General features: G+C 65.8%; 20 protein-coding genes. 9 read left to right on the forward strand and 11 right to left on the reverse strand.

Going from position 1 to position 21,048, the window contains the following annotated elements; genetic code table 11:
- Positions 1-30 precede the first annotated feature (30 nt).
- The 7 genes from BM197_RS05955 to lnt all read left to right on the forward strand — a co-directional run bounded on the left by BM197_RS05955 (position 31) and on the right by lnt (position 8,132).
- Positions 31-930 carry an FKBP-type peptidyl-prolyl cis-trans isomerase gene (locus BM197_RS05955; protein WP_090709756.1) on the forward strand — a complete coding sequence of 300 codons (900 nt, stop codon included), beginning with the start codon at positions 31-33 and terminating at the stop codon, positions 928-930.
- 50 nt (positions 931-980) lie between these two features.
- Positions 981-2,003, forward strand: coding sequence for a helix-turn-helix transcriptional regulator (locus BM197_RS05960; protein ID WP_090709758.1), 1,023 nt, complete (start codon positions 981-983; stop codon positions 2,001-2,003).
- A complete protein-coding gene (locus tag BM197_RS05965) occupies positions 1,996-2,979 on the forward strand; it encodes a helix-turn-helix transcriptional regulator (protein WP_177216739.1) in 984 nt (327 codons plus the stop codon). Before BM197_RS05960 ends, BM197_RS05965 begins: the two co-directional genes overlap by 8 nt.
- A 67-nt stretch (positions 2,980-3,046) precedes the next feature.
- Positions 3,047-3,322 carry a twin-arginine translocase TatA/TatE family subunit gene (gene tatA, locus BM197_RS05970; protein ID WP_090709761.1) on the forward strand — a complete coding sequence of 92 codons (276 nt, stop codon included), beginning with the start codon at positions 3,047-3,049 and terminating at the stop codon, positions 3,320-3,322.
- A 47-nt stretch (positions 3,323-3,369) separates the two neighbouring features.
- On the forward strand, positions 3,370-4,119 hold the full coding sequence (gene tatC, locus BM197_RS05975; protein ID WP_090710200.1) for a twin-arginine translocase subunit TatC: 750 nt from the start codon (positions 3,370-3,372) through the stop codon (positions 4,117-4,119).
- Entirely contained in the window at positions 4,116-6,539 is a 2,424-nt protein-coding gene (locus BM197_RS05980; protein ID WP_090709763.1) for a DEAD/DEAH box helicase, read from the forward strand. Before tatC ends, BM197_RS05980 begins: the two co-directional genes overlap by 4 nt.
- A gap of 33 nt (positions 6,540-6,572) precedes the next feature.
- On the forward strand, positions 6,573-8,132 hold the full coding sequence (lnt, locus tag BM197_RS05985) for an apolipoprotein N-acyltransferase (RefSeq protein ID WP_090709765.1): 1,560 nt from the start codon (positions 6,573-6,575) through the stop codon (positions 8,130-8,132).
- Here the strand turns inward: lnt and BM197_RS05990 are convergent.
- The 4 genes from BM197_RS05990 to BM197_RS06005 form a co-directional block, all read right to left on the reverse strand.
- Positions 8,129-8,494: an RNA polymerase-binding protein RbpA gene (locus tag BM197_RS05990; protein WP_090709767.1), complete on the reverse strand. Its 366-nt coding sequence runs from the start codon at positions 8,492-8,494 to the stop codon at positions 8,129-8,131. The two genes, lnt and BM197_RS05990, sit on opposite strands and share 4 nt — an antisense overlap.
- Before the next feature lie 93 nt (positions 8,495-8,587).
- The gene (locus BM197_RS05995; RefSeq protein ID WP_090709769.1) at positions 8,588-9,358 is read right to left on the reverse strand and encodes a glycerophosphodiester phosphodiesterase family protein; all 771 of its coding nucleotides are present in this window, start codon (positions 9,356-9,358) and stop codon (positions 8,588-8,590) included.
- Between the two features lie 3 nt (positions 9,359-9,361).
- Positions 9,362-10,378 (reverse strand): SPFH domain-containing protein, encoded by a 1,017-nt coding sequence (locus BM197_RS06000; RefSeq protein ID WP_090709771.1) that lies wholly within the window; start codon positions 10,376-10,378, stop codon positions 9,362-9,364.
- Complete coding sequence (locus BM197_RS06005) at positions 10,375-10,845, reverse strand: NfeD family protein (protein ID WP_090709773.1); 471 nt, start codon at positions 10,843-10,845, stop codon at positions 10,375-10,377. The genes BM197_RS06000 and BM197_RS06005 overlap by 4 nt, the downstream gene beginning before the upstream one ends.
- A gap of 145 nt (positions 10,846-10,990) precedes the next feature.
- Between BM197_RS06005 and BM197_RS06010 the strand changes: the two genes are divergently transcribed.
- The gene (locus BM197_RS06010) at positions 10,991-11,755 is read left to right on the forward strand and encodes an SDR family oxidoreductase (protein WP_090709775.1); all 765 of its coding nucleotides are present in this window, start codon (positions 10,991-10,993) and stop codon (positions 11,753-11,755) included.
- Between the two features lie 198 nt (positions 11,756-11,953).
- Entirely contained in the window at positions 11,954-14,350 is a 2,397-nt protein-coding gene (locus tag BM197_RS06015) for an ATP-binding cassette domain-containing protein (protein WP_090709777.1), read from the forward strand.
- 526 nt (positions 14,351-14,876) lie between these two features.
- On the opposite strand, the gene BM197_RS06020 is transcribed toward BM197_RS06015, so the two are convergent.
- The 7 genes from BM197_RS06020 to trpD all read right to left on the reverse strand — a co-directional run bounded on the left by BM197_RS06020 (position 14,877) and on the right by trpD (position 21,034).
- A complete protein-coding gene (locus BM197_RS06020; RefSeq protein WP_245762415.1) occupies positions 14,877-16,595 on the reverse strand; it encodes a GMC oxidoreductase in 1,719 nt (572 codons plus the stop codon).
- Positions 16,596-16,808: 213 nt separating this feature from the next.
- Entirely contained in the window at positions 16,809-17,132 is a 324-nt protein-coding gene (locus tag BM197_RS06025) for a 4a-hydroxytetrahydrobiopterin dehydratase (RefSeq protein ID WP_090709779.1), read from the reverse strand.
- Positions 17,129-17,374, reverse strand: a complete 246-nt coding sequence (locus BM197_RS06030) for a hypothetical protein (protein WP_143095014.1) — start codon at positions 17,372-17,374, stop codon at positions 17,129-17,131. Before BM197_RS06030 ends, BM197_RS06025 begins: the two co-directional genes overlap by 4 nt.
- 136 nt (positions 17,375-17,510) lie before the next feature.
- The gene (gene dhaM / locus BM197_RS06035) at positions 17,511-18,200 is read right to left on the reverse strand and encodes a dihydroxyacetone kinase phosphoryl donor subunit DhaM (RefSeq protein WP_090709783.1); all 690 of its coding nucleotides are present in this window, start codon (positions 18,198-18,200) and stop codon (positions 17,511-17,513) included.
- Positions 18,197-18,844, reverse strand: a complete 648-nt coding sequence (gene dhaL / locus BM197_RS06040; protein WP_090709785.1) for a dihydroxyacetone kinase subunit DhaL — start codon at positions 18,842-18,844, stop codon at positions 18,197-18,199. Before dhaL ends, dhaM begins: the two co-directional genes overlap by 4 nt.
- 30 nt (positions 18,845-18,874) lie before the next feature.
- A complete protein-coding gene (gene dhaK / locus BM197_RS06045) occupies positions 18,875-19,873 on the reverse strand; it encodes a dihydroxyacetone kinase subunit DhaK (RefSeq protein ID WP_090709787.1) in 999 nt (332 codons plus the stop codon).
- Between the two features lie 93 nt (positions 19,874-19,966).
- Positions 19,967-21,034: an anthranilate phosphoribosyltransferase gene (gene trpD, locus BM197_RS06050; protein ID WP_090709788.1), complete on the reverse strand. Its 1,068-nt coding sequence runs from the start codon at positions 21,032-21,034 to the stop codon at positions 19,967-19,969.
- Positions 21,035-21,048: the final 14 nt, after the last annotated feature.

The following is a 21,048-nucleotide window of genomic DNA, read 5'->3' on the forward strand; positions in this document are numbered from 1 at the left end:
ATCCGCCCTCAAGCATCGAAGAGAGATCCCGTGCGCAAGGCACCAGCACTGCTCCTGTCCGCCGGCCTGTTGATGGCCACCCTCACCGGCTGCGCTCCGACGTCAGCGGCGGATGCCTGCGTGCCGACGGCACCGGACGGCGCCGCGTCGAAACTGATCGACGTCAGCGGCTCGTTCGGCTCGGCCCCGACGGTTGAGTTCCCGACCCCGGTGAAAGCCCAGGAGACGGAACGCACCGTCGTCATCCCCGGCGACGACGACGGCCCGGTATTGACCGCCGCCCAGAGCATCCGGATGAGCCTCGCCATGTTCGACGGTGCGACAGGCGACCCGATCCCAGGTGCCACCTATGGTGAGCCTGCGGTCTACTCGACCGCCCAGCTCAACCCGGAGATCACGAAGGCGCTTGAGTGTGTGACCCCCGGATCCCGGATCGCGATGACCGTCCCGCAGGGGAACCAGGCCGCCATTCTCGTCGCTGACATCTTCGACGTCTTCCTCGCCAAGGCCAACGGCGCAGACCGGCCGGTTCTGCAGTCCGGTCTTCCATCCGTCGTCACGGCTGCGGACGGCACCCCGGGGCTCACCATCCCGAAATCCGACCCGCCAAAGGACCTCGCTGTCGCTGTCCTCAAGGCCGGCGACGGTGACACAGTTTCGGAGACCAGCCAGATGGTCGTCCACTACACCGGCGCGCTGTGGAAGGAACGGACGATCTTCGACTCGTCCTGGCAGAACGGTTCTCCGGCCACGTTCAGCCCGGACGGGATCATCCCCGGCCTCGCGACGGCACTGACCGGCCAGAAGGTCGGTTCGCAGGTCCTCGTCGTGATCCCGCCCGAGCTCGGCTACGGCGATCAGGACAACGCGACCATCCCGGCGAACTCGACGCTCGTCTTCGTCGTCGACATCCTCGGCACCCTGCCCTGACCAAACGGGCCGGGCAGCTCCGCCCGGCCGGACACACGGAGGATGATGTCGTGCCGGAACCTACCGAAGCCGCCGCGCAGCGCGTGGCCGTCGAGGAACGTCTCTTCAGCCTCGTGCTCGCCCTGCTGGCCACCGAACAGGGCCTGACCAAGGCGGAGATCCTCTCAACGGTGCAGGGTTACCGGCAGCGTTACTCAAGCTCAGGCGGCAACGCCACGCTCGAGCGCCAGTTCGAACGCGACAAAGACGACATTCGCGAGCTCGGGATCCCTCTCGAGACCGTCGAGGCGCCGGGAGACCCCGGCAACAATCAACTCACCCGGTACCGCATCCCCAAAGGGGAATACGACCTGCCGAAGGAGCTCACGTTCTCGCCGGCGGAGATCGCCATGCTGTCCCTCGCCGCAACGGTGTGGCGGCAGGGTTCGCTGTCGGGGGAGTCCCGCCGGGCCATCCTCAAACTTCGCTCGCTGGGAATCGAATCCGACGAACCGGTGATCGGGTACGCTCCACGGGTCCAGATCAGGGAGAGTTCGTTTGAGCCGCTCAGGCAGGCCCTCGAACACCATCACGTGGTCGAGTTCTCGTACCTCAAGCCGGGGGAGTCGACCGCGAAGACGCGGACGGTCGCCCCGCTCGCCCTCGTGCAGCATCACGGCCGCTGGCATCTCTCCGCCCACGACCTTCCCGTCGACGAGGGCCGGACCTTTTTGCTCTCACGCATCGTGGGACCGGTGAAGACCACCAAACGCACCTGGACTCCGCCTGAAGCCGGCGGGCACGCCGAACGCTCACTCAACGCGCTCGATGCCCTGTGGGAGTCGCAGCGCGCCATCATCCGGGTGCAGCCGGGAACGGATGCCGCCACGCGGCTCGCGAAACGGGCATCCGCCGTCGACGACGGAACCCTCGAACTTCACTACACCGATCTCGACGTCCTCGCCGATGAACTTGCCGCCTTCGGACCGGAGGTCCTCGTGGAATCGCCGCAGCGACTCGTGGACGCCGTCATCTCACGGCACGTCAAGACCGTGCGCAGGCACCGAGGCGGAACGGGGGAGAACCGTGGCTAACGACGGACTTCACGCGAGGGACAAACTGGCGTTCCTCCTCGCGCTCGTGCCATACCTGATGGATCACGGCCACGTCACCGTGGTCGACGCCGCCAGGCACTTCGGCGTCGACGAGGAACAGATCCGGGAGTCTGTGCGTCTCATCGCTGTTTCCGGAGTGCCAGGAGAGACCAGTTCCTACCAGCACGAGGATCTGTTCGACATCGACTGGGATTCGTTCGAGGAGAATGACGAAATCGTCATCACCCACCTCGTTGCCATCGACGACTCGCCCCGGTTCTCGGCGCGTGAGGCGGCGGCCCTCATCGCCGGCCTCCAGTACCTGTCTTCCCTGCCCGAACAGGCAGACCGGGATGTCCTCGGTTCGCTGATGTCCAAACTCGCGCGCGGGTCAACCGGCCGTCCCTCGGAAGTCGCCGTCGGTTCCAGCTCCGTTGACACAGCACTCGCCCAGATCCGCGACTCGGTTGCCGCAGGACATCGCATCGAGTTCGACTATCTCAACTCACGCGGCGAGTCGGAGAAACGCACGGTCGACCCGCTGCGCATCCAGTCGCTCGACCAGGACTGGTACCTGCGCGGCTGGGATCACTCCCGCCAGGCGGTGCGGACATTCAGGCTCGACCGGATGAGTACCCTCACCACCACCGACGAACCGATCAGTCGTCACGCAGCCGAGGTGCCGATGTCGGAGAGCCTGTTTGAGAGTTCGGAGACCGACCTCGAAGTCGTCGTCGAACTCCCGGACGACGCAATAGCGATGATCGCCGATTACCTGACGACGGATGCTCCGGTGCGCGGCCGGAACGGCCGATCGCGGGTTACGCTTCACGTCGCCCACGATCACGGGCTGAAGCGTCTCATCGCCGGACTGTCCGGTGTCGTCACCGTGATCAGCCCCGACACCGCGAAGACGCGCGTGGCTGACTGGGCGCAGGCTGCGCTCGACCGATACGCTGAGCGAACAGACCGGTAGACCTTCAAGGCTCATTGTGAGCAAACCACGGTAAACTTGCCCGACCCACAGGATCAAAGGACATTTCATGGGAATCTTCGGTAACGCGTTCAGCGGCTGGCACCTGCTCGTCATTGTGTTCCTCGTGCTTCTTTTGTTCGGTGCTCCCAAACTCCCTGCGCTGGCGAAGAGTGTCGGGCAGTCGATGAAGATCTTCAAGAGCGAGATCAAGAGCGACAAGTCCGAGAAGGACACCGATGACGTCACCGCCCAGCCCGTCCCGCCCACGGCAACGCAGGCCTCGGCCGATCCGACCATCGTGAACCCTGGAACCGGCACTCCCGAATCCCAGACGAAACCGTAGGGTTCATGGCCGCCCGCATCAAACGGGGCAGGAGCGCTGACGGCCGGATGTCGCTCGGTGAGCACCTGGTCGAGTTGCGCAAGCGTCTCTTCATCAGTGCCATCGGCATCGTCGCCGCCATGGTCGCCGGTTTCGTCATCTCTGACTTCGCCATCTCGGCGATGGCCACCCCGATCACCGAGATCGCGGTCGATCGCGGCCAGGCTCTGCTGAACTTCGACAACGTCACCGGGGCATTCGACCTCCGGATGAAGGTCGCGTTCACGATCGGCATCGTGGTCTCCAGCCCCATCTGGCTCTACCAGATCTGGGCATTCCTGGTGCCGGGGCTCACCCGTAAGGAAATCGGCTACGCCCTCGGCTTCCTGCTTAGCGCCGTCCCGCTCTTTCTCGCCGGCTGCGCCGCCGGCTGGTTTGTCATGCCCCACATCGTCGAACTGATGGTTGGTTTCACGCCGGCGGATGCCTCCAACTTCTTCAATGCAGGAATCTATTTCGACTTCGTGCTCAAACTGGTGCTCGCCGTCGGGATCGCCTTCGTCGTTCCCGTCTTCCTCGTGCTGTTGAACTTCGTCGGCGTGCTGAGCGCGGACACGATCATCAAGTCCTGGCGCGTGGCGATCCTCGTGATCGCGCTGTTCTGCGCCATCGCGACGCCGGCAGCCGATGTCGTCTCCATGTTCCTCTTGGCCGTCCCCATGGTTGTGCTCTACTTCGCCGCGTACGGCGTAGCATCCCTGCACGACCGCCGCGCCGCCAAACGGCAACTCGCTTTCGAGGCAGAATTGGCCCTGTGACTGTCGACCTGTCCCCGGCCGAGCGATACGCGGCATCCCGGCGAAAGACCCCCCTTCTCGACGCCTTCCGGGCGAAGCAGCGGTTCGACCTCGACCCGTTCCAGCTCGAGGCCTGCGCCAGCGTCGAGGCAGGCAACAGCGTTCTCGTCGCCGCACCCACCGGCGCGGGCAAGACGATCATCGCCGAGTTCGCCATCTACGCCGCCATGCAGCGAACGCGATCGAAGGTTTTCTATACGGCGCCGATGAAGGCCCTGAGCAACCAGAAGTTCAACGAACTCGTCGCCGAATACGGCGCCGAGTCCGTCGGTCTGCTCACCGGAGACACCAACATCAATGCGCGTGCGCGCATCGTCGTCATGACCACCGAAGTTCTCCGGAACATGCTCTACGCCGACTCGGACCTGCTCGCCGACCTCGCCTACGTGATCATGGACGAGGTCCACTACCTCGCCGACCGGTTTCGGGGTGCTGTGTGGGAGGAAGTCATCATCCACCTCCCGCAGGAGGTGCGGATGGTGTCGTTGAGCGCGACGGTGTCCAACGCGGAGGAGTTCGGTGACTGGCTGCAAGCCGTTCGCGGCCACACCGAGGTCATCGTGTCGGAGGAACGGCCTGTGCCGCTCGACCAGCACGTCCTCATGCGGGGCAAACTGATCGACCTGTTCGCCGCTCCCAGCCTCGCTGAGACGAACTCCGTGAACCCCGAACTCGTACGAATGGCTCAATTCGGCGGACGGGCTCCGAACTCGAAACAGTACAACGACGTCAGCCGGTACAACGCCAAACGCGGTCAGCGCACCCAGCAGCGGGTCGATCGAGCCCAGGTTGTCGAACTCCTCGACGAACACCACCTGCTCCCGGCGATCTTCTTCATCTTCAGCCGGGTGGGCTGCGACCAGGCGGTCACCCAGGTGCTACGTTCCGGCATCCGTCTCACCGAGGCACACGAACGCGATGAGATCCGCCAGATCGTTGAGGAGCGCTGCTCGGCGTTGCAGGACGAGGACCTCGCCGTGCTCGGATACTGGGAATGGCTTGAGGGCCTCGAACGGGGAATCGCGGCGCACCACGCCGGAATGCTTCCCGCGTTCAAGGAAGTCGTCGAGGAACTGTTCCGCAAGAAGCTCGTGAAAGCAGTCTTCGCGACCGAGACGCTTGCACTCGGCATCAACATGCCCGCGAGGACCGTCGTGCTCGAGAAACTCGAGAAATTCAACGGCGAAGCCCGCGTACCCATCACACCGGGGGAGTACACCCAGCTCACCGGACGGGCTGGACGTCGCGGCATCGACGTGGAAGGGCACGCCGTCATCGCGTGGCAGGAAGGGCTGCACCCGCAGTCCGTCGCGTCGCTCGCCTCGCGGCGCAGCTACCCGCTGAACTCCAGTTTCAAGCCGACGTACAACATGGCTGCGAATCTCATCGACCAATTCGGTCGTGAACGGACACGTGAGATCCTCGAGTCGTCGTTCGCCCAGTTCCAGGCAGACCGCGCCGTGGTCGGAATGGCCCGCAAGGTCCGGGAACAGGAGAACTCGCTCGCGAAATACCGTGAAGCGATGACCTGCCATCTCGGAGACTTCGCCGAGTACGCGAGCATCCGCCGTGAGCTCACCGACCTCGAACGCAAGAGCGCGTCGCCTGAGCGCTCCTCACGGTCACAGAATGACCGCCGCCAGCGCCAGCTCGTTGCGCTGCGCAAACGCATGCGCGCCCACCCGTGCCACGGTTGCGCAGAACGGGAACAGCACGCGAGGTGGGCTGAGCGCTGGTTTACCCTGAAACGGCAGACCGACCAGTTGAGCCGGCAGATCTCGACTCGAACGGGCGCCGTCGCCAAGATCTTCGACCGTGTCACCGACGTCCTGCTGGAGTACGAATACCTGATTCCGGGGGAGGGCGGAGAGGTCGAACTCAGCGCGGCCGGCCGCACCCTCAAACGCATTTACGGTGAAAGGGATCTCCTCGTCGCTGAGGCTCTTCGTCGTGGCGTGTGGAACGACCTCGACCCGGCGAGCCTCGCCGCCATGGCGAGTTGTATCGTCTTCGAACCCCGCCGGGACGAAGGAACAGTGGCCGACCGCTACCTGCCAGGCGGGGCGTTCCGCGTCGCGCTCGACAGGACCCAGGACCTCTGGGCCCGGCTCGACGACACCGAGCAGGAGAACCGGCTGCCAGGAAGCGAGCCGCTCGCCACTGGACTGTGTGTGGCAATGCACAAGTGGGCGCGCGGCTCAAGCCTCAACGTGGTGCTCACCGAAGCGGATATGGCGGCTGGGGACTTCGTCCGCTGGACCAAGCAGACCATCGACCTTCTCGACCAGCTGTCCATCGTCGCCGACGGCGGTGTCGGCCGCAACGCCCGCAAGGCGCTCGAGGCGATCCGCAGGGGAATCGTCGCCTACAGCACCGTGTGAGCCGGCGCCTCCCGCGCCACATAGGCTGGAACAGTGACTGCCCCGACGCGCCCGCCCGTACCCCTCCTCGCCGCTGTCATCCTCGCGGCAGCATCGGGCCCCGTCCTCGACGCCGGATTTCCTGACCGGGGGATCTGGCCGCTGGCGTTCGTCGGCATCGGCCTCATCCTCATCGTCCTTATCGGCAGGAGCGCCTGGGGTGCGCTGCTGACCGGTTTCATCGCGGGGGTGTCGTTCTACCTCGTCCACGTGTCGTGGGTCTCGCTGTACCTCGGTCCGGTTCCGTGGATCGCCCTGTCAGTGCTCGAATCGATCTTCTTCGCACTCGGCGCCCTGCTGATCACCCTCGCGTATCGCTGGATTCCACGGGTCTGGTCGACCACCCTCGGCCGGGTCGGACTGCTGCCGCTTGTCGTCGCCGGCGTGTGGACGGCGAGGGAAGCCCTCGTCAGCACCTGGCCGTACGGCGGGTTCGCCTGGGGCCGGATCGCGCTGAGCCAGTCGGAGAGCCCGTTCGCCCCGCTGGTCGCCTGGGTGGGGTTCAGCGGGCTCAGCTTCCTTCTCGTGTGGCTCGTCGCCCTGCTGCTGCAATTTCTCCGCGAACCGCACGTGTCGGTTCCGTCGCTTCGCCTGCTGGTCCCAGCGGCCGCCGTCGCGCTCCTCGTCGCACTGCCGGCCTGGCCGATCGTCGAACGCGGCACGTCGACGATCGCCGCTGTCCAGGGTAACGCGAAAGCGGGATACTTCGACGACCGCGAACCGGGTGACATCCTCTCTGCCCAGGCATCGGCGACTCTTCCGCTGGTCGGTACACCGGTCGACATGATCGTCTGGCCGGAGAACGGCACCGATCTGGATCCGGTGACGGTTCCGCAGGCGGCATCCGTTCTCGACTACCTCGGAGCCCAGACCGGCGCCCCGATCCTGACCGGGACGATCATGGAACGGGACGGCCGGTTCTACAACACTTCGTTGCTGTGGGAGTCGGGGGCCGGCCCGACCGACTACTACGACAAACGGCACCCAGTCCCGTTCGGTGAGTATGTTCCCGACCGCGAAGTGTGGGAACCGTTCGCCCCGGATCTGATCGGCCTGATCGGCCGTGAGTACACGCCGGGCACCAGGGACAACGTCTTCAACGTGGACGGTGTGATCGCCGGGATCTCCATCTGCTTCGACATCGTCGACGACGCGCTGACCCGTGAAGCCGTCGACCGCGGAGCCCAGGTGATCATCGCCCAGACGAACAACGCGGACTTCGGCCGTACCGACGAGAACCAGCAGCAGCTCGCCATCGCCCGGCTCCGGGCCATCGAGTCGTCACGAAGCCTCGTGAACATTTCGACCGTGGGCACCAGCCAGATGATCGGCCCAAACGGCGCCACCCTCGCCGAAATCCCCGCGTACGAACCGGGCCACATGGTGTTCGATGTTCCGCTGGTCGCCGGGAAGACGCCGGCGATGGCCGCGGGCGGCCAGATCGAGACGTTCGTCGCTTTCTTCGGCCTGGGTGCCCTCATCGTCGCTTTGGCGGTGGGCACAAGAAACGGGCGCCAGCGTGAAGCTGACGCCCGAATCCTCGACGGAAGTTAGGCTCCGACCGAGTGTTGGCCGCGCCGTGCACGCAGGAAGCTGAGGCGTTCCTCGAGGAGTTCCTCGAGTTCGTCCCGGCTCCGGCGTTCGAGCAGCATGTCCCAGTGGGTGCGGGCCTGCTTCTGATCTGACCGGTCGATGACAACCGGTTCGGTGCCGACCATGAGAACTGCTTCAGCACTGCAGTGGCGGCACTCCCAGGTCTCTGGGGCCTCCGCATCTGCGGCGAACATCAGCGCGGTCTCATGGTTGCATACGGGGCACAGGTACACCGACCGTGCCCGCTCTGAAAATACGACGCCATCTTCACTCTGTAGGCTCTGGGCGCCGAGGCGCATTCCGCGCAAACTGCGATCTGCCATGTTCTGGTTCCTCTCGCTCGCTGCAACCAGTTATAGACCCCGAAGCTGGGCAACGCCTTGCCATCGTGGGATTTCTCCCAGCGTTCGCTCAGGCTATGAGCGTCGTGCGGCAAGCAACGGGATGGCCAGGTCCGTGCGGTCAGTGATGATGCCGTCCACCCCCATATCCAGGAGCCGGTGCATGTCGTCCGGGGAATTCACCGTCCACACGTGCACCTCAACGCCAGCGCGGTGGAAAGTCCGAATAGTCTGGCGGGTGACCAGGCGAACGTTCCGATGCCGTTCAGGGATCTGGACACAGCGGATGCCGCCGAGCGCGGCACGGACGAGGGCAGCCGATCCGGCGCGTGCGCCGAGAAAAGCCCGCGTGATGCGCTGGGATGACGCCGACGACGCCACGCCGGGGATGGACCCCGCAGCACGCATCCGCCGGCCTTCATCGAAAGAGGTGATCAGGACCCGGTCGCCTGCGCGCTCGGCGAGGACGGTGCGCGCCACCGGTCCTGCCGCCTGTTCCGACTTGACGTCGATATTGAAACGCGCCGTCGGGAAAGTGACGAGCGCCCCGGCGAGGGTGGGCACACGATGGCCGCCGCCCAGGTCGAGCTGGCGAAGCTGAGCGAGGCTAAGGTTCCTCACGGCGTGCGACACTCCGTCCACCACGATCTCCGGGTCGTGGACGAGAACCGCGATCCCGTCGGCGGTCGCGTGGGCATCCGTTTCCAGGTAGATCGCCCCGACGTCCACCGCAGCCTGGAATGAGGCGATCGTGTTCTCCGGCACGTCGAGGGCAAGCCCCCGGTGCGCGAGAACGCGCGGACCCGCCGGTTCGAAGTACCGCGAATCCGCGCGCTCGAGTGCCATCCCCTACTCGGACACCGGCGGAAGAGGGGACGCAGGGGGAGGGGACGCCGGCGGGGCGTCCGGCGGGAGGATGCTCGACGGGATCTCCGCGTTGGGGGCCGTCTGAGAGGGCTGCCCGCCGTCGCCTTTGCCTGGCACGAACGCCTTCCCAAGCCCCTTGAGGGCTTCGGTCAGCTCGGACGGAATGATCCACAGCTTGTTCGCGGACCCGTCGGCGAGCTTCGGCAGGGTCTGCAGGTACTGGTAGGCCAGCAGTTTGGGGTCGGGGTTACCGCGGTGAATCGCGTCGAAGACGGTGGTGATCGCCTGGGCCTCACCCTGCGCGCGGAGCACAGCGGCTCGCGCATCACCTTCGGCGCTGAGGATAGCCGCCTGCCTGGCACCCTCAGCCGTGAGGATCGCCGACTGCTTCGTTCCCTCTGCGGTGAGGATAAGCGCGCGACGGTCCCGCTCGGCACGCATCTGCTTCTCCATCGAGTCCTGAATCGACAGGGGCGGGTCGATGGCCTTGAGTTCGACGCGGCCGACCCGGATGCCCCACTTTCCGGTGGCCTCATCGAGCACGACGCGCAACTGTCCGTTGATGTTGTCGCGGCTGGTGAGCGCCTCTTCAAGATTGAGGCCACCGACGACGTTACGGAGTGTGGTGGTGGTGAGTTGCTCGACGGCGCCGAGGTAGTTGGCGATCTCGTACGTGGCGGCGCGGGCATCCGTCACCTGGAAGTAGACGACGGTGTCGATCGAGACGACGAGGTTGTCTTCGGTGATCACCGGCTGTGGTGGAAAGGAGACGACCTGTTCACGCATGTCGATCAGCGGACGGACCCGGTCGACGAACGGCACCAGGAGGTTCAGTCCGGGTTGCAGCGTCTTGTGGTAACGGCCGAGACGTTCGACGACGCCGGCCGTGGCCTGGGGGATGATCCGGATGGCCCGGAACAGCACCACCAGGATGAAGATGAGAACGACGATCCCGAGAATCCATCCCACGGTCGTCCCGACGAGTTCAGCTGGGTTCACTGGAGCTTCCTTTCATTCGGCACGACCACGGCGGTCGCTCCTTCGATCGCGAGAACCCGAACGGCGGTGCCCGGTTCCAGACTCGAAATGGGAGAGTCGGTGGGCACGATTGCGGTCCACAGTTCACCGTTCGACAGCTTGACCTGGCCGCCGTGACCTGAGACGGTCTGCACGACCTGGCCGCGGGAACCCAGCAGGGCGTCGACGTTGCTCTTGGCGGGGTCTTCGCCCCTGCGGAGCGCACGGAGGAGCGGGGGCTTGACGAGGAGCAGGAGCAGGACGGATGCCGCGGCTCCGATCAGGAACTGGGCCCACCACGGCACGCCGAGAAGACCGGCCACAAGACCCACCGTGCTGCCGATCGCCAGCATGAGGAAGGTGAACTCGAGGCTCAGCATCTCGATGGTGATGAACAGAAGGATCAGCACCAGCCAGACCACCCATGAATACTGTTCGATCCAGTCCATGTCACGCCTCTCCCGGCCGCCGCCACTGGGGCCAGTGTTACTCCTGAATCTAGCAGGTGGGCCGTTGCCTGCGGCGAGTTCTTGCTAGTCTCAAAGGCTGGGATTGCCGCTGCCCGGCAACGCCACCCGTCTTGAAGGAGTGCCCATGTCCAACCCCCTCGCCGCAGGTTCGCTCACCGGCAAGAACGTCCTTGTCACCGGATCGTCCCGCGGCATCGGCGCCGACACCGTTCGTTACTTCGCCGAGGCGGGCGCCAACGTCGTCATCAACTTCCGCAACAAAGAGGCGCGCGCCGTCAAGCTCGCCGACCAGATCCGCGCAGCAGGCGGCACCGCCATCACCGTCGGCGCCGACCTGACCGACCCGGCATCCGTCATGGCGATGTTCGACACCGTCGCCGAGAAGTACGGCCACCTCGACGTTCTCGTCCTCAACGCTTCAGGCGGAATGGAGAGCGGCATGGCCGCCGATTACGCCATGCAGCTCAACCGTGACGCGCAGCTGAACGTGCTCGATGCCGCCCTGCCGCTGCTCAGCAGCGGATCCCGCGTCGTGTTCGTGACGAGCCACCAGGCGCATTTCATTCGCACCACGCCGACGATGCCCGAGTATGAGCCCGTCGCCCAGTCCAAGCGCGCGGGGGAGGATGCCCTCCGTGCCCGCATCCCGGAACTGGCCGACAAGGGCATCGAGTTTGTGGTCGTCTCCGGCGACATGATCGAGGGCACCATCACCGCCACGCTGCTGGAACGGGCGAACCCGGGCGCGATCAGCGCGCGCAAGGATGCCGCGGGCAAGCTCTACAACGTGGGCGAGTTCGCCGCAGAGGTCACCGCGGCTGCGGTTGAGACGATTCCCGCCGAGAACACCCGCTACGTCGGCGACACCACAGACTTCGCGGGCCAGTAACCACTGCCTGGCAAACAGAGCTCAGCAACCGCGGAGCACGCGGATCGAGCGGCGCATCCATTCGATCGCTGAGCGGATGCCACCGTCCGACCCAGAGGGTAAACTGCCCACCGTCGGAGCGACCGGTAACGAAGCCGGCCACGCCGCGGCGGGGGCGCGCACACCGCGCAAACGCCCCCTGGGACGGACGGAGCCAGGATGAGTACGATCACCACAACGGACACCCAGACGCGGGCGAGTGCATCCCACGTGGCCGACAACCACGATCGGATCCGGGTGCAGGGCGCGCGGGTGAACAATCTCAAGGACATCAGCCTTGAGATCCCGAAGCGCCGGCTGACCGTGTTCACCGGTGTCTCCGGGTCGGGGAAGAGCTCCCTGGTGTTCGGTGCGATCGCCGCCGAATCGCAGCGGATGATCAACGAAACCTACAGTGCCTTCCTTCAAGGGTTCATGCCTTCGCTGGCTCGCCCGGACGTAGACGTCCTCGAAGGGCTGACGACCGTCATCATCGTCGACCAGGAGCGCATGGGCGCGAACTCCCGATCGACGGTCGGCACGGCCACCGACGTCAACGCGATGCTCCGCATCATCTTCAGCCGCCTCGGCCAGCCCCACGTCGGGTCGCCACAGGCGTTCTCCTTCAACGTCGCCTCGATCAGCGGCGCGGGGGCCGTCACCGTCGAACGCGGCGGAAAGACGCTGAAAGAACGGCGCAGCTTCGAGATCACCGGCGGCATGTGCCCGCGGTGCGAAGGCATGGGCACGGTCAACGACATCGACCTCTCCCAACTGTACGACGACTCCAAATCCCTCGCCGACGGCGCGATGACGATCCCCGGCTACACGGCTGACGGGTGGGGGGTGAAGATTTTCACCGGCTCAGGGTTCCTCGACCCGGCCAAGCCGATCCGCGACTACACCAAGAAAGAGCTGAACGACTTCCTCTACCGCGAACCGGTGAAGGTGAAGATCGGCGACATCAACATGACCTACGAGGGCCTGATCCCGAAGGTCCAGAAGTCGTTCCTCTCCAAGGACCGTGAAGCGATGCAGCCGCACATCCGCGCTTTCGTGGACCGTGCAGTCACCTTCACAACCTGCCCCGACTGCAACGGGACCCGCCTCAACGAAGGTGCCAGGTCGTCCCGGGTGGCCGGTCTCAACATCGCCGAAGCATGCGCGATGCAGATCAGCGACCTCGCCGCGTGGGTACGCAAGCTCAACGAGCCATCGGTGGCGCCGCTCCTCGTCGCCTTGCAGGACACACTCGACTCGTTCGTCGAGATCGGGCTCGGCTACCTGTCGCTCGACCGCCCGGCAGGCACGCTCTCCGGCGGTGAAGCCCAACGCACGAAGATGATCCGGCATCTCGGGTCGTCGCTGACCGATGTGACCTACGTCTTTGACGAGCCCACCATCGGCCTGCACCCGCACGACATCGAGCGGATGAACGAGCTGCTTCTGCAGCTGCGCGACAAGGGCAACACGGTGCTCGTCGTCGAGCACAAGCCGGAAATGATCGCCATCGCCGACCACATCGTCGACCTGGGACCTGGCGCAGGTACGTCGGGCGGCACCATCTGCTTCGAGGGCACCCTCGACGAGCTGCGGGGGAGTGACACCCTGACCGGGCGTCACCTCCACGACCGCGTCGCCCTCAAGAAGACGGTGCGAACGCCGAAGGGGTCCCTCGAAATCCGAGGGGCGTCGAAACACAATCTGCAGGACGTCGATGTCGACATCCCGCTCGGTGTGCTCGTTGTGGTCACCGGTGTCGCCGGTTCAGGAAAGAGCTCGCTCGTGCACGGGTCGATTCCCGCCAGCGCCGGTGTCGTGTCCATCGACCAGGGCGCGATCCGCGGGTCACGCCGCAGCAACCCGGCGACATACACCGGGATGCTCGAGCCGATCCGCAAGGCGTTCGCCAAAGCGAACGGCGTGAAGCCTGCCCTGTTCAGCTCCAACTCGGAGGGCGCGTGTCCGGTCTGCAACGGCGCCGGCGTCATCTACACCGACCTCGGCATGATGGCGACGGTCGAATCTCCTTGCGAGGTGTGTGAGGGCAAGCGGTTCCAGGCCGAAGTCCTCGAGTACAAGCTCGGGGGCAAGGACATCAGCGAAGTGCTGGCCATGTCGGTCACCGAGGCCGAGAAGTTCTTCGGGGCGGGGGAGGCGCGCACCCCTGCCGCGCACGCCATCCTGGACCGGCTGGCCGATGTCGGTCTCGGCTATCTCAGCCTCGGTCAACCGCTCACGACGCTGTCCGGCGGGGAGCGGCAACGGCTCAAGCTCGCCACCCAGATGGCCGAGAAGGGCGGGATCTACGTGCTCGACGAACCCACCATTGGCTTGCACCTCGCCGACGTCGAGAACCTGCTCGGCCTGCTAGACCGCCTCGTCGACTCCGGCAAATCCGTCATCGTCGTCGAGCATCACCAGGCCGTCATGGCCCACGCCGACTGGATCATCGACCTTGGCCCTGGGGCTGGACACGACGGGGGCCGGATCGTCTTCGAAGGCACACCGGTCGATCTGGTCGCCGCGAGGACCACAGTGACCGGGGAGCATCTCGCGACGTACGTTGGTGCGTAGCGGACGCAGCGCTCGTATTATGTCAAGTAATCAAGCGGCACTGTCTCGAAGTGGGGAGTGGCACGGCGCCTGGGCACTTGCGCCCATCTGACGCACGTGTCGGCGTTGGGGCCGGAAACCAGACATGAGCGTCATGCGAACGCGACGCACAGCGCGCCTAGTGTGGCGCCATCTGACGCACACGTCGTTTTCTACGACGAAGAATCGACATCTGCGCCAGTTGAGCGACGAGTCATGAGCGGCGAGCCACAAGCGGCGACCGGCGGACGGCGCCCCACGAACGGCGAGGCATCCGTCCTGCAGGAGGCGCACAGCGGATGCTCTCCGCAGCAATTCAGAAGGGGTTCGCCGGATTCGCCCTTGCCAGCCGGCCCCTTCCCGTTTGATGCCGATAATGCACATTATGTCAACAAAGCGATGTGGGAGCGCCTCGACCCCTCCCCACGCCCAGCACGCCGCCTCCGCACCTGCCCCGGACAAATACACCTGGCGCGCCGGGTGACCGCATCCGGAACGAGTGAACCGGTCAGGCCGCAGCCGACTCCGCACCACCGCCGGCGACCGTGACGTCCTCGGCATGCACCGTCGACACATCCACCGTCTTCCTGGCGAGGTGGTTCGCCAGGCGGACGGCAAGGCACGTCGCGAGGAACGTCGGATTCGCCTCTCCCGTCGTGCGGAAGACACTGCTCGAAGCGATGTACAGGTTCGCGGACCCATGGACCCTGCAGTCCGCGTCCACGACGCCGTCGTCGGGGTCCACACTCATCCTCGTCGTCCCGACGCTGTGGACGCCACCGATGGCCTGCTCCCAGATCGACTCTCGCACGCCCTCCTCGGTGGGTGCGACGTACTCGAGGCGCCCAACCCCGGCCGCGCGCAGCCTCGCGTCGAGCAACTGGTGGCAGCGCAGCAGGGAATCGATGTCGTGGTCGGTGTACCGGTAATCGATGGTCAGCCGCGATCCCCCGCCGGGGACGAGGGCGATGCGGCTGTCGGCATTCGGGATCTGCTCGGCGTGGTACCGGAGCGCGTAACGACCGGATTCATTCCGCAGGATGAAGCCGGGTTTCCGGACCGCGGAGAAATAGCGATACCGGAGGATGTCGCCCACGTCGGCCGCAGCGCGCCACGGGCGCCGGAGCACGTTGGTCAGGTGGGCGCCGATCCGGCGAGGAGGCGCTCCGATGTGCCGGAGCCGGATGCGCTCCGCGAGGACGCGCCGCCCGACGAACGGGATCACCAGCGCGAGGTACACGAGCGAGAGCGTGGCATTGCGGTGCTTGACGTCGTGGAACGGCGGATTGTCGAGGTAGAAGCTGGTGTTGAGGATCCGCTCCCGGCGCTGGGCAGCCCCGGACAGGGTGAATCGTCGCCGCTGGTACGTTCCCTCCGCGCCTCGGTGGAAGTCCAGTTCCCTGGCCCGTTCGGGTTCGTCCAGGACGAGGTCGGCGACGTGGCCGGCTGCATGACCCATGTAATAGCGGCCGAGGGGCCCGTCGACGCCACCGAACATCGCGGGATGCGAACGCTGGAGCGTCAGCAGCAGCCGCGTGGTCTCCAGGCCACCCATCGCGAGGACGTAGTTCGTCGCCGCGATGCGGCGGCGTCGGCCCCGGTACTCCACGACGAGCGTGTAGGCCTCGCCGTTGGGGGCGAAATCGATGTCGACGACCGGCGAGTCGCCGAGAACCGTGATGCCGGGATGTTCCTGCACACGCCGGCCGAGGCGATCCCCAAGCCTGGGCTGCCTGGACCACCGCTCCAGTTGCGACATCGTGAAATCACCGAGACCCGCCCATTCGGCAGCATCCGCCCGGAAATTGGCCTCACCACAGTCGAGATAATCGACGGCGGCGGCCTCGAACGGCCTGATGTCGTCGATCGTGATCGGCCAACCAGAGTCAGGCACGAAATCGCGGTATTCGAAGTCGATGGGTTCGAATGGAACACAGCGGCCGCCCCACAGCCACGACGTCCCGCCGATGCCGCTCCGGGTCACGTGCTCGATCGGCGCATGCCGGTCGGGGTCGACGATGATGTCTGGCCCGTCGGCCCGCTCGGGAACGTTCTTCCGGACGGACCGAGCCGATCCCGCGTCGACCAGAAGAACCGACATGCCGGCATCCGCCGCCTCGAGCGCACAGGCCAGGCCGACCGGTCCTGCACCGACGACACAGCAGTCAAATGGGAGTTGTGGCTGTGATGAGGCGCGACGCATGCGTCGGGTCTCGGGAGGCGTCATCGATGCTCCTGCATGTCGGGGTTACAGGTGGAGTCGGAGCGCCCGAAGAGAGATTCGCTGAGCAATGCTCGGGTTTCCGATGTGCTCAACGTAGCGTCGTTTGTTTACCTACTTCTCCCCCACATCGGGGGAGGATATCTCGCACCACCGGCGCTATCTGGCGCGACGGATGCCCGCACCGCTTCGCGTCACAATTCGCGCGGCTTCGTCAGGTCATCCGCCGCTGGAGGACTCCGGCTCGATGCCAAGCTCCTTCGCAGCCGCGCTGATGCGCCGCGCCAGCTCCAGGTCCCTCGCCGTCACTCCCCCGGCATCGTGGGACGTCAGCGCGAAAGTCACCGAACCCCAGCCCAGGGTGACGTCCGGGTGATGGTTCATTGCCTCAGCGATCTCAGCGACCAGAGCGACGAGCCGGGCGCCCGTCGCGAAATCGGGTGTGCGGAACGATCCCGAGAGGGCCCCGGACGCATGACGGAACGCACTCCCCCGCAGCTCATCCGAGGTTTCAGCGGGCGACAGGGTCTGCGGGCGCGTCATTGAGAGTTCTTGGCCGGCCGCCGCGGGCCGCGCAGCGGCATCCCAAATTCGTCCAGCGGTGAGTGATTCGGGTGCTCAAGATTGTGGTCGATGGGCGCCGGGCACTCGAGAACGGCGTTGCGCGTCGAGTGATCGATGGTGTGCTCCGACATCGGATGCCCGCATACCGGGCAGGCAGGACCGACGCCGTCAGCGTCGTCATCGGTGCCTTCGGTAATCGGCGGAGGGCCGAACACCGGCATCAACTTTCGGTCGATCCACGCGGCCGAGCGAACCAGTCGACCGTCCGTGGTCTCCGTCTTCTTTGATCGGACCATACGCCATGGTAGCGCCGATTTGACGAAAGGGCACGGAACTGGTATGCACTCGTTTCGAGATTCATTCCTCGCCGAAGCCGGATGCCACCAGGTCGGCGAGGGCGTCGACCGCTTCAACGCCGTTCGGGTCCTGCGTCGAGATCTCGGCGTCCCTGCCTCGAACGAGGCCGAGCGCCATGATCGCCAGCAGGCTCTTCGCGTCTTTGCCGTTCACGGTCACCCGGACGGGGAATGTGCTGGCCAGTTTGACGAAATCGGCGGCCGGTCTTGCGTGCAGCCCGTCGCGGTTGATGATGGTGACGACCCGGGAGTATCCGGCCGCACCGGCATCGGGCTCCCCGGGCACCGGCGTCGGAGCCGCTCCCGCCGCCGCTCCCGACGCCGTTCGGGCCGCAGCAGCCACGGCGGCCAGGTCCTCACCGGTTTGCGCCGCAACAGCAGCGGCGACGCCTCCCTCGACCAGCGGTGCGTCGACGAGAAGGATGCGTGACCTCTGCTCAGCGTCGAGGAACTCCAGCGCGGTCTCAGCGGTGAGGATGGCTGAACCGAGGTCGCAGAGCAGAACGGCCCCGTCACCGGTGTCCGCCGCGGCGATCGCCGCGGTTATCCGATCGAAACTCGTGCCGATTCCGCCGTCATCGGTGCCGCCTGCGGCCTCGAGCGACACATCAGGCGCCATTTGCCGCGCAAGATCGACGAGGCCTTCGGCGATCCGTGCGCTGTGCGATACGAAGACAAGTCCAATGCTCATGCTGTGGCCGCCGTACCGGCGACATCCGCGGCGGCGCGCAGCAGGAGGGACGTGGACTGGGCTCCTGGATCCCGATGACCGATCGCCCGTTCGCCCAGATAGCTAGCCCGTCCCTTCCTGGCGACAAGCGGCTCGGTTGCCTCCGCTCCTGCAGCCGCAGCGTCGGCCGCGGCCTGAAGGATCTGGGCTGGACTCGATCCGCCTGCCAGGGCCGCGTCAGCAGCGTCGACCGCCGGGCTCCAGGCGTCGATCATCGTTTTGTCGCCGGTCTCGGCCTTGCCGCGGAGCACGATCCCGTCGCGGGCGGCACGCAGGAGCCCGGTGACAGCGGCTCCATCGAGCTCTCCGAGATCCGCCACGGCCCCGGCAGCCTTGAGGTACGCGGTCCCGTACAGCGGCCCGGATGCCCCGCCGACTGTCGAGATGAGGGTCGTTGCGACGAGCTTGAGCACATCGGCCGGAAGGGCATCGTCGGCGAGGTCGTCGAGTTTGGGAAGCACCGCGGAGAAGCCCCGATCCATGTTCTCGCCATGGTCGCCGTCACCGATCTCCCGGTCGAGCCTGATCAACTCCACCCGGTTCTCCGCGATGACGGCCGCGCTCGCCCTGACCCAGTTGAGAACCCAGTCGGTATTCAGGCTCATCGAATGTCCTTTCGTCGTTCCGTCACGTTCTCAGCGTCCCCAGCGGAGGGCGGCCGTTTGCACCGGTGCGTCCCACAACTCGGTCAGCTCATCATCGAGCTTGAGCACCGAAAGCGACATGCCTTGCATCTCGAGGGATGTTGTGAAGTTGCCCACGAGAGACCGAGTGACCTCGATCCCTCGCTCGGCGAGCACCTGTGCCGCCCGGCGGTAGATGATGTAGAGCTCGATTTGCGGTGTCCCGCCCATGCCGTTGACGAGCAGCAGGACCTTGTCTCCTGACGCAAACGGGATGTCGTCGATAATCGGGCCGAGGAGGCGGTCGACGATGGCGTCGGCCGGCTGCAGCTTGATCTTCTCCCGGCCAGGCTCACCGTGGATTCCGATGCCGATCTCCATCTCATCGTCCTCGAGGGCGAAGCTCGGCTCTCCGGCGTGCGGAACCACACACGGCGTCAGCGCCACCCCCATGGAGCGCACCTGCGCGATCACCTTCTCGGCCACAGCGGCGACGTCGTCGAGCGAGTCGCCTCGTTGGGCGGACGCGCCGGCGATTTTCTCGACCAGTACCGTGCCTGCCACTCCCCTGCGCCCGGCAGTGTAGAGCGAGTCCTGCACGGCGACGTCGTCATTGACGACCACGCTGCGAACCTCAATACCGTCAACCGCGGCAAGGTCGGCCGCCGTTTCGAAGTTGAGCACATCCCCCGTGTAGTTCTTGACGATGTGCAGCACACCACGCCCCCCGTCGACCGCCGCTGTAGCGGCGACAATCGGATCCGGGGTCGGCGATGTGAAGACAGCGCCAGGAACGGCGGCGTCGAGCATCCCGAAACCGACGAATCCCCCGTGGAGCGGTTCGTGTCCGCTGCCGCCCCCTGAAACGATGCCCACTTTGCCTGACGGGGCATCCGACCGGACGATGAAGATCGGGTCGGTGGATGCCCGTACGATGTCTGCGTGCGCCGAGGCGAAACCCTCGACCGATTCGGGGACGACATTCTTGGGGTCGTTGATGAGCTTCTTCATTGGAACTCTCCTGCTATTCGCGAACCGGAACCTGCCCCTGACTGAGGCAGCCACTCCACAACCTAGCTGCCGTGCCGCCGAGGCGTAAGGGGTTCAGGACGCCGACGCCCGCCCTTGGGTTGCGCGGACCCATTCCTCCAGCTTCGCGGCCGCCCGGCCGGAATCGACCGCCTCGCGCGCGATTCCGAGCTGCGCCTGGAACCGGTCCAGGATGCTGACCTGCATCTGCGACGGGTCCTCGGCGAGGCGGTACGCCACAAGCCCTGCTGCGGCGTTCAGCAGGACGATGTCCCGCACTGGGCCCTGCTCCCCCGCCAGGACGCGGCGCACGACGTCGGCATTGTGTCGAGGGCCCCCTCCGACGAGATCGCTCATCTTCGACCGCGGAATCCCGAGGTCGCGCGGGTCCAGGTCGTGCTCGGTGACGAGGCCGCGGCTGATCTCCCAGATGTGCGAGTGCCCGGTGGTTGTGAGCTCGTCGAGTCCGTCATCGCCGCGGAACACGAGCGCCGTGGCGCCGCGCGTCTGGAATACACCGACGAACAGGGGCACCCGGTCCAGTTGGGCGACGCCGACGGCGGACGCCTCGGGCCGCGCGGGGTTGCAGAGCGGCCCGAGGTAGTTGAAGACGGTCGGAATCCCGAGTTCGGCGCGCACGGGGGCCGCGTGCCGGAAACCGGGGTGGAACGCGGATGCGAAAGCGAAAGTGATGCCGGTCTCGGTGAGGGCGGATGCCACCGCCTCCGGCGACAGGGTCAGGTCGATTCCGAGTTCAGACAGCACATCGCTGGCGCCGGAGGTCGAGCTCACCGCCTTGTTCCCGTGTTTGATGACGGGAACCTCGCTTGCGGCGACCACAAGGCAGGCCATGGTGGAGATGTTCACGGTTCCGAACCGGTCGCCGCCTGTTCCGACGATGTCCAGAGCCATGGAGTCAACCGGTAGCGACACCGATTTCTCGAGGATCGCATCCCGGAAACCGACGATTTCGTTGACCGACTCCCCCTTCGCCCGCAGCGCCACGAGAAAGCCGGCGATCTGCGCCGACGACGCTTCACCGCTGATGACCTGCTCCATCGCCCACGTCGCTTCGGCAACGCTGAGATCGTCTCCCCCGAGGAGGGTCGTGAGGACGTAGGGCCAGCTTGGAGAATCAGACATAGCTCAAATGGTAT

The organism is Mycetocola miduiensis (genome assembly GCF_900115155.1).
GTDB lineage: Bacteria > Actinomycetota > Actinomycetes > Actinomycetales > Microbacteriaceae > Mycetocola_A > Mycetocola_A miduiensis.

Excerpts from the sequence above, each read along its gene's own strand:
- tatA (WP_090709761.1), top strand. The coding sequence starts at position 3,047 with ATGGGAATCTTCGGTAACGCGTTCAGCGGCTGGCACCTGCTCGTCATT.
- tatC (WP_090710200.1), top strand. The coding sequence starts at position 3,370 with ATGTCGCTCGGTGAGCACCTGGTCGAGTTGCGCAAGCGTCTCTTCATC.
- BM197_RS05990 (WP_090709767.1), bottom strand. The coding sequence starts at position 8,494 with ATGGCAGATCGCAGTTTGCGCGGAATGCGCCTCGGCGCCCAGAGCCTA.
- BM197_RS05995 (WP_090709769.1), bottom strand. The coding sequence starts at position 9,358 with ATGGCACTCGAGCGCGCGGATTCGCGGTACTTCGAACCGGCGGGTCCG.
- BM197_RS06005 (WP_090709773.1), bottom strand. The coding sequence starts at position 10,845 with ATGGACTGGATCGAACAGTATTCATGGGTGGTCTGGCTGGTGCTGATC.
- BM197_RS06010 (WP_090709775.1), top strand. The coding sequence starts at position 10,991 with ATGTCCAACCCCCTCGCCGCAGGTTCGCTCACCGGCAAGAACGTCCTT.
- BM197_RS06015 (WP_090709777.1), top strand. The coding sequence starts at position 11,954 with ATGAGTACGATCACCACAACGGACACCCAGACGCGGGCGAGTGCATCC.
- BM197_RS06020 (WP_245762415.1), bottom strand. The coding sequence starts at position 16,595 with ATGACGCCTCCCGAGACCCGACGCATGCGTCGCGCCTCATCACAGCCA.
- BM197_RS06025 (WP_090709779.1), bottom strand. The coding sequence starts at position 17,132 with ATGACGCGCCCGCAGACCCTGTCGCCCGCTGAAACCTCGGATGAGCTG.
- BM197_RS06030 (WP_143095014.1), bottom strand. The coding sequence starts at position 17,374 with ATGCCGGTGTTCGGCCCTCCGCCGATTACCGAAGGCACCGATGACGAC.
- dhaM (WP_090709783.1), bottom strand. The coding sequence starts at position 18,200 with ATGAGCATTGGACTTGTCTTCGTATCGCACAGCGCACGGATCGCCGAA.
- dhaL (WP_090709785.1), bottom strand. The coding sequence starts at position 18,844 with ATGAGCCTGAATACCGACTGGGTTCTCAACTGGGTCAGGGCGAGCGCG.
- dhaK (WP_090709787.1), bottom strand. The coding sequence starts at position 19,873 with ATGAAGAAGCTCATCAACGACCCCAAGAATGTCGTCCCCGAATCGGTC.
- trpD (WP_090709788.1), bottom strand. The coding sequence starts at position 21,034 with ATGTCTGATTCTCCAAGCTGGCCCTACGTCCTCACGACCCTCCTCGGG.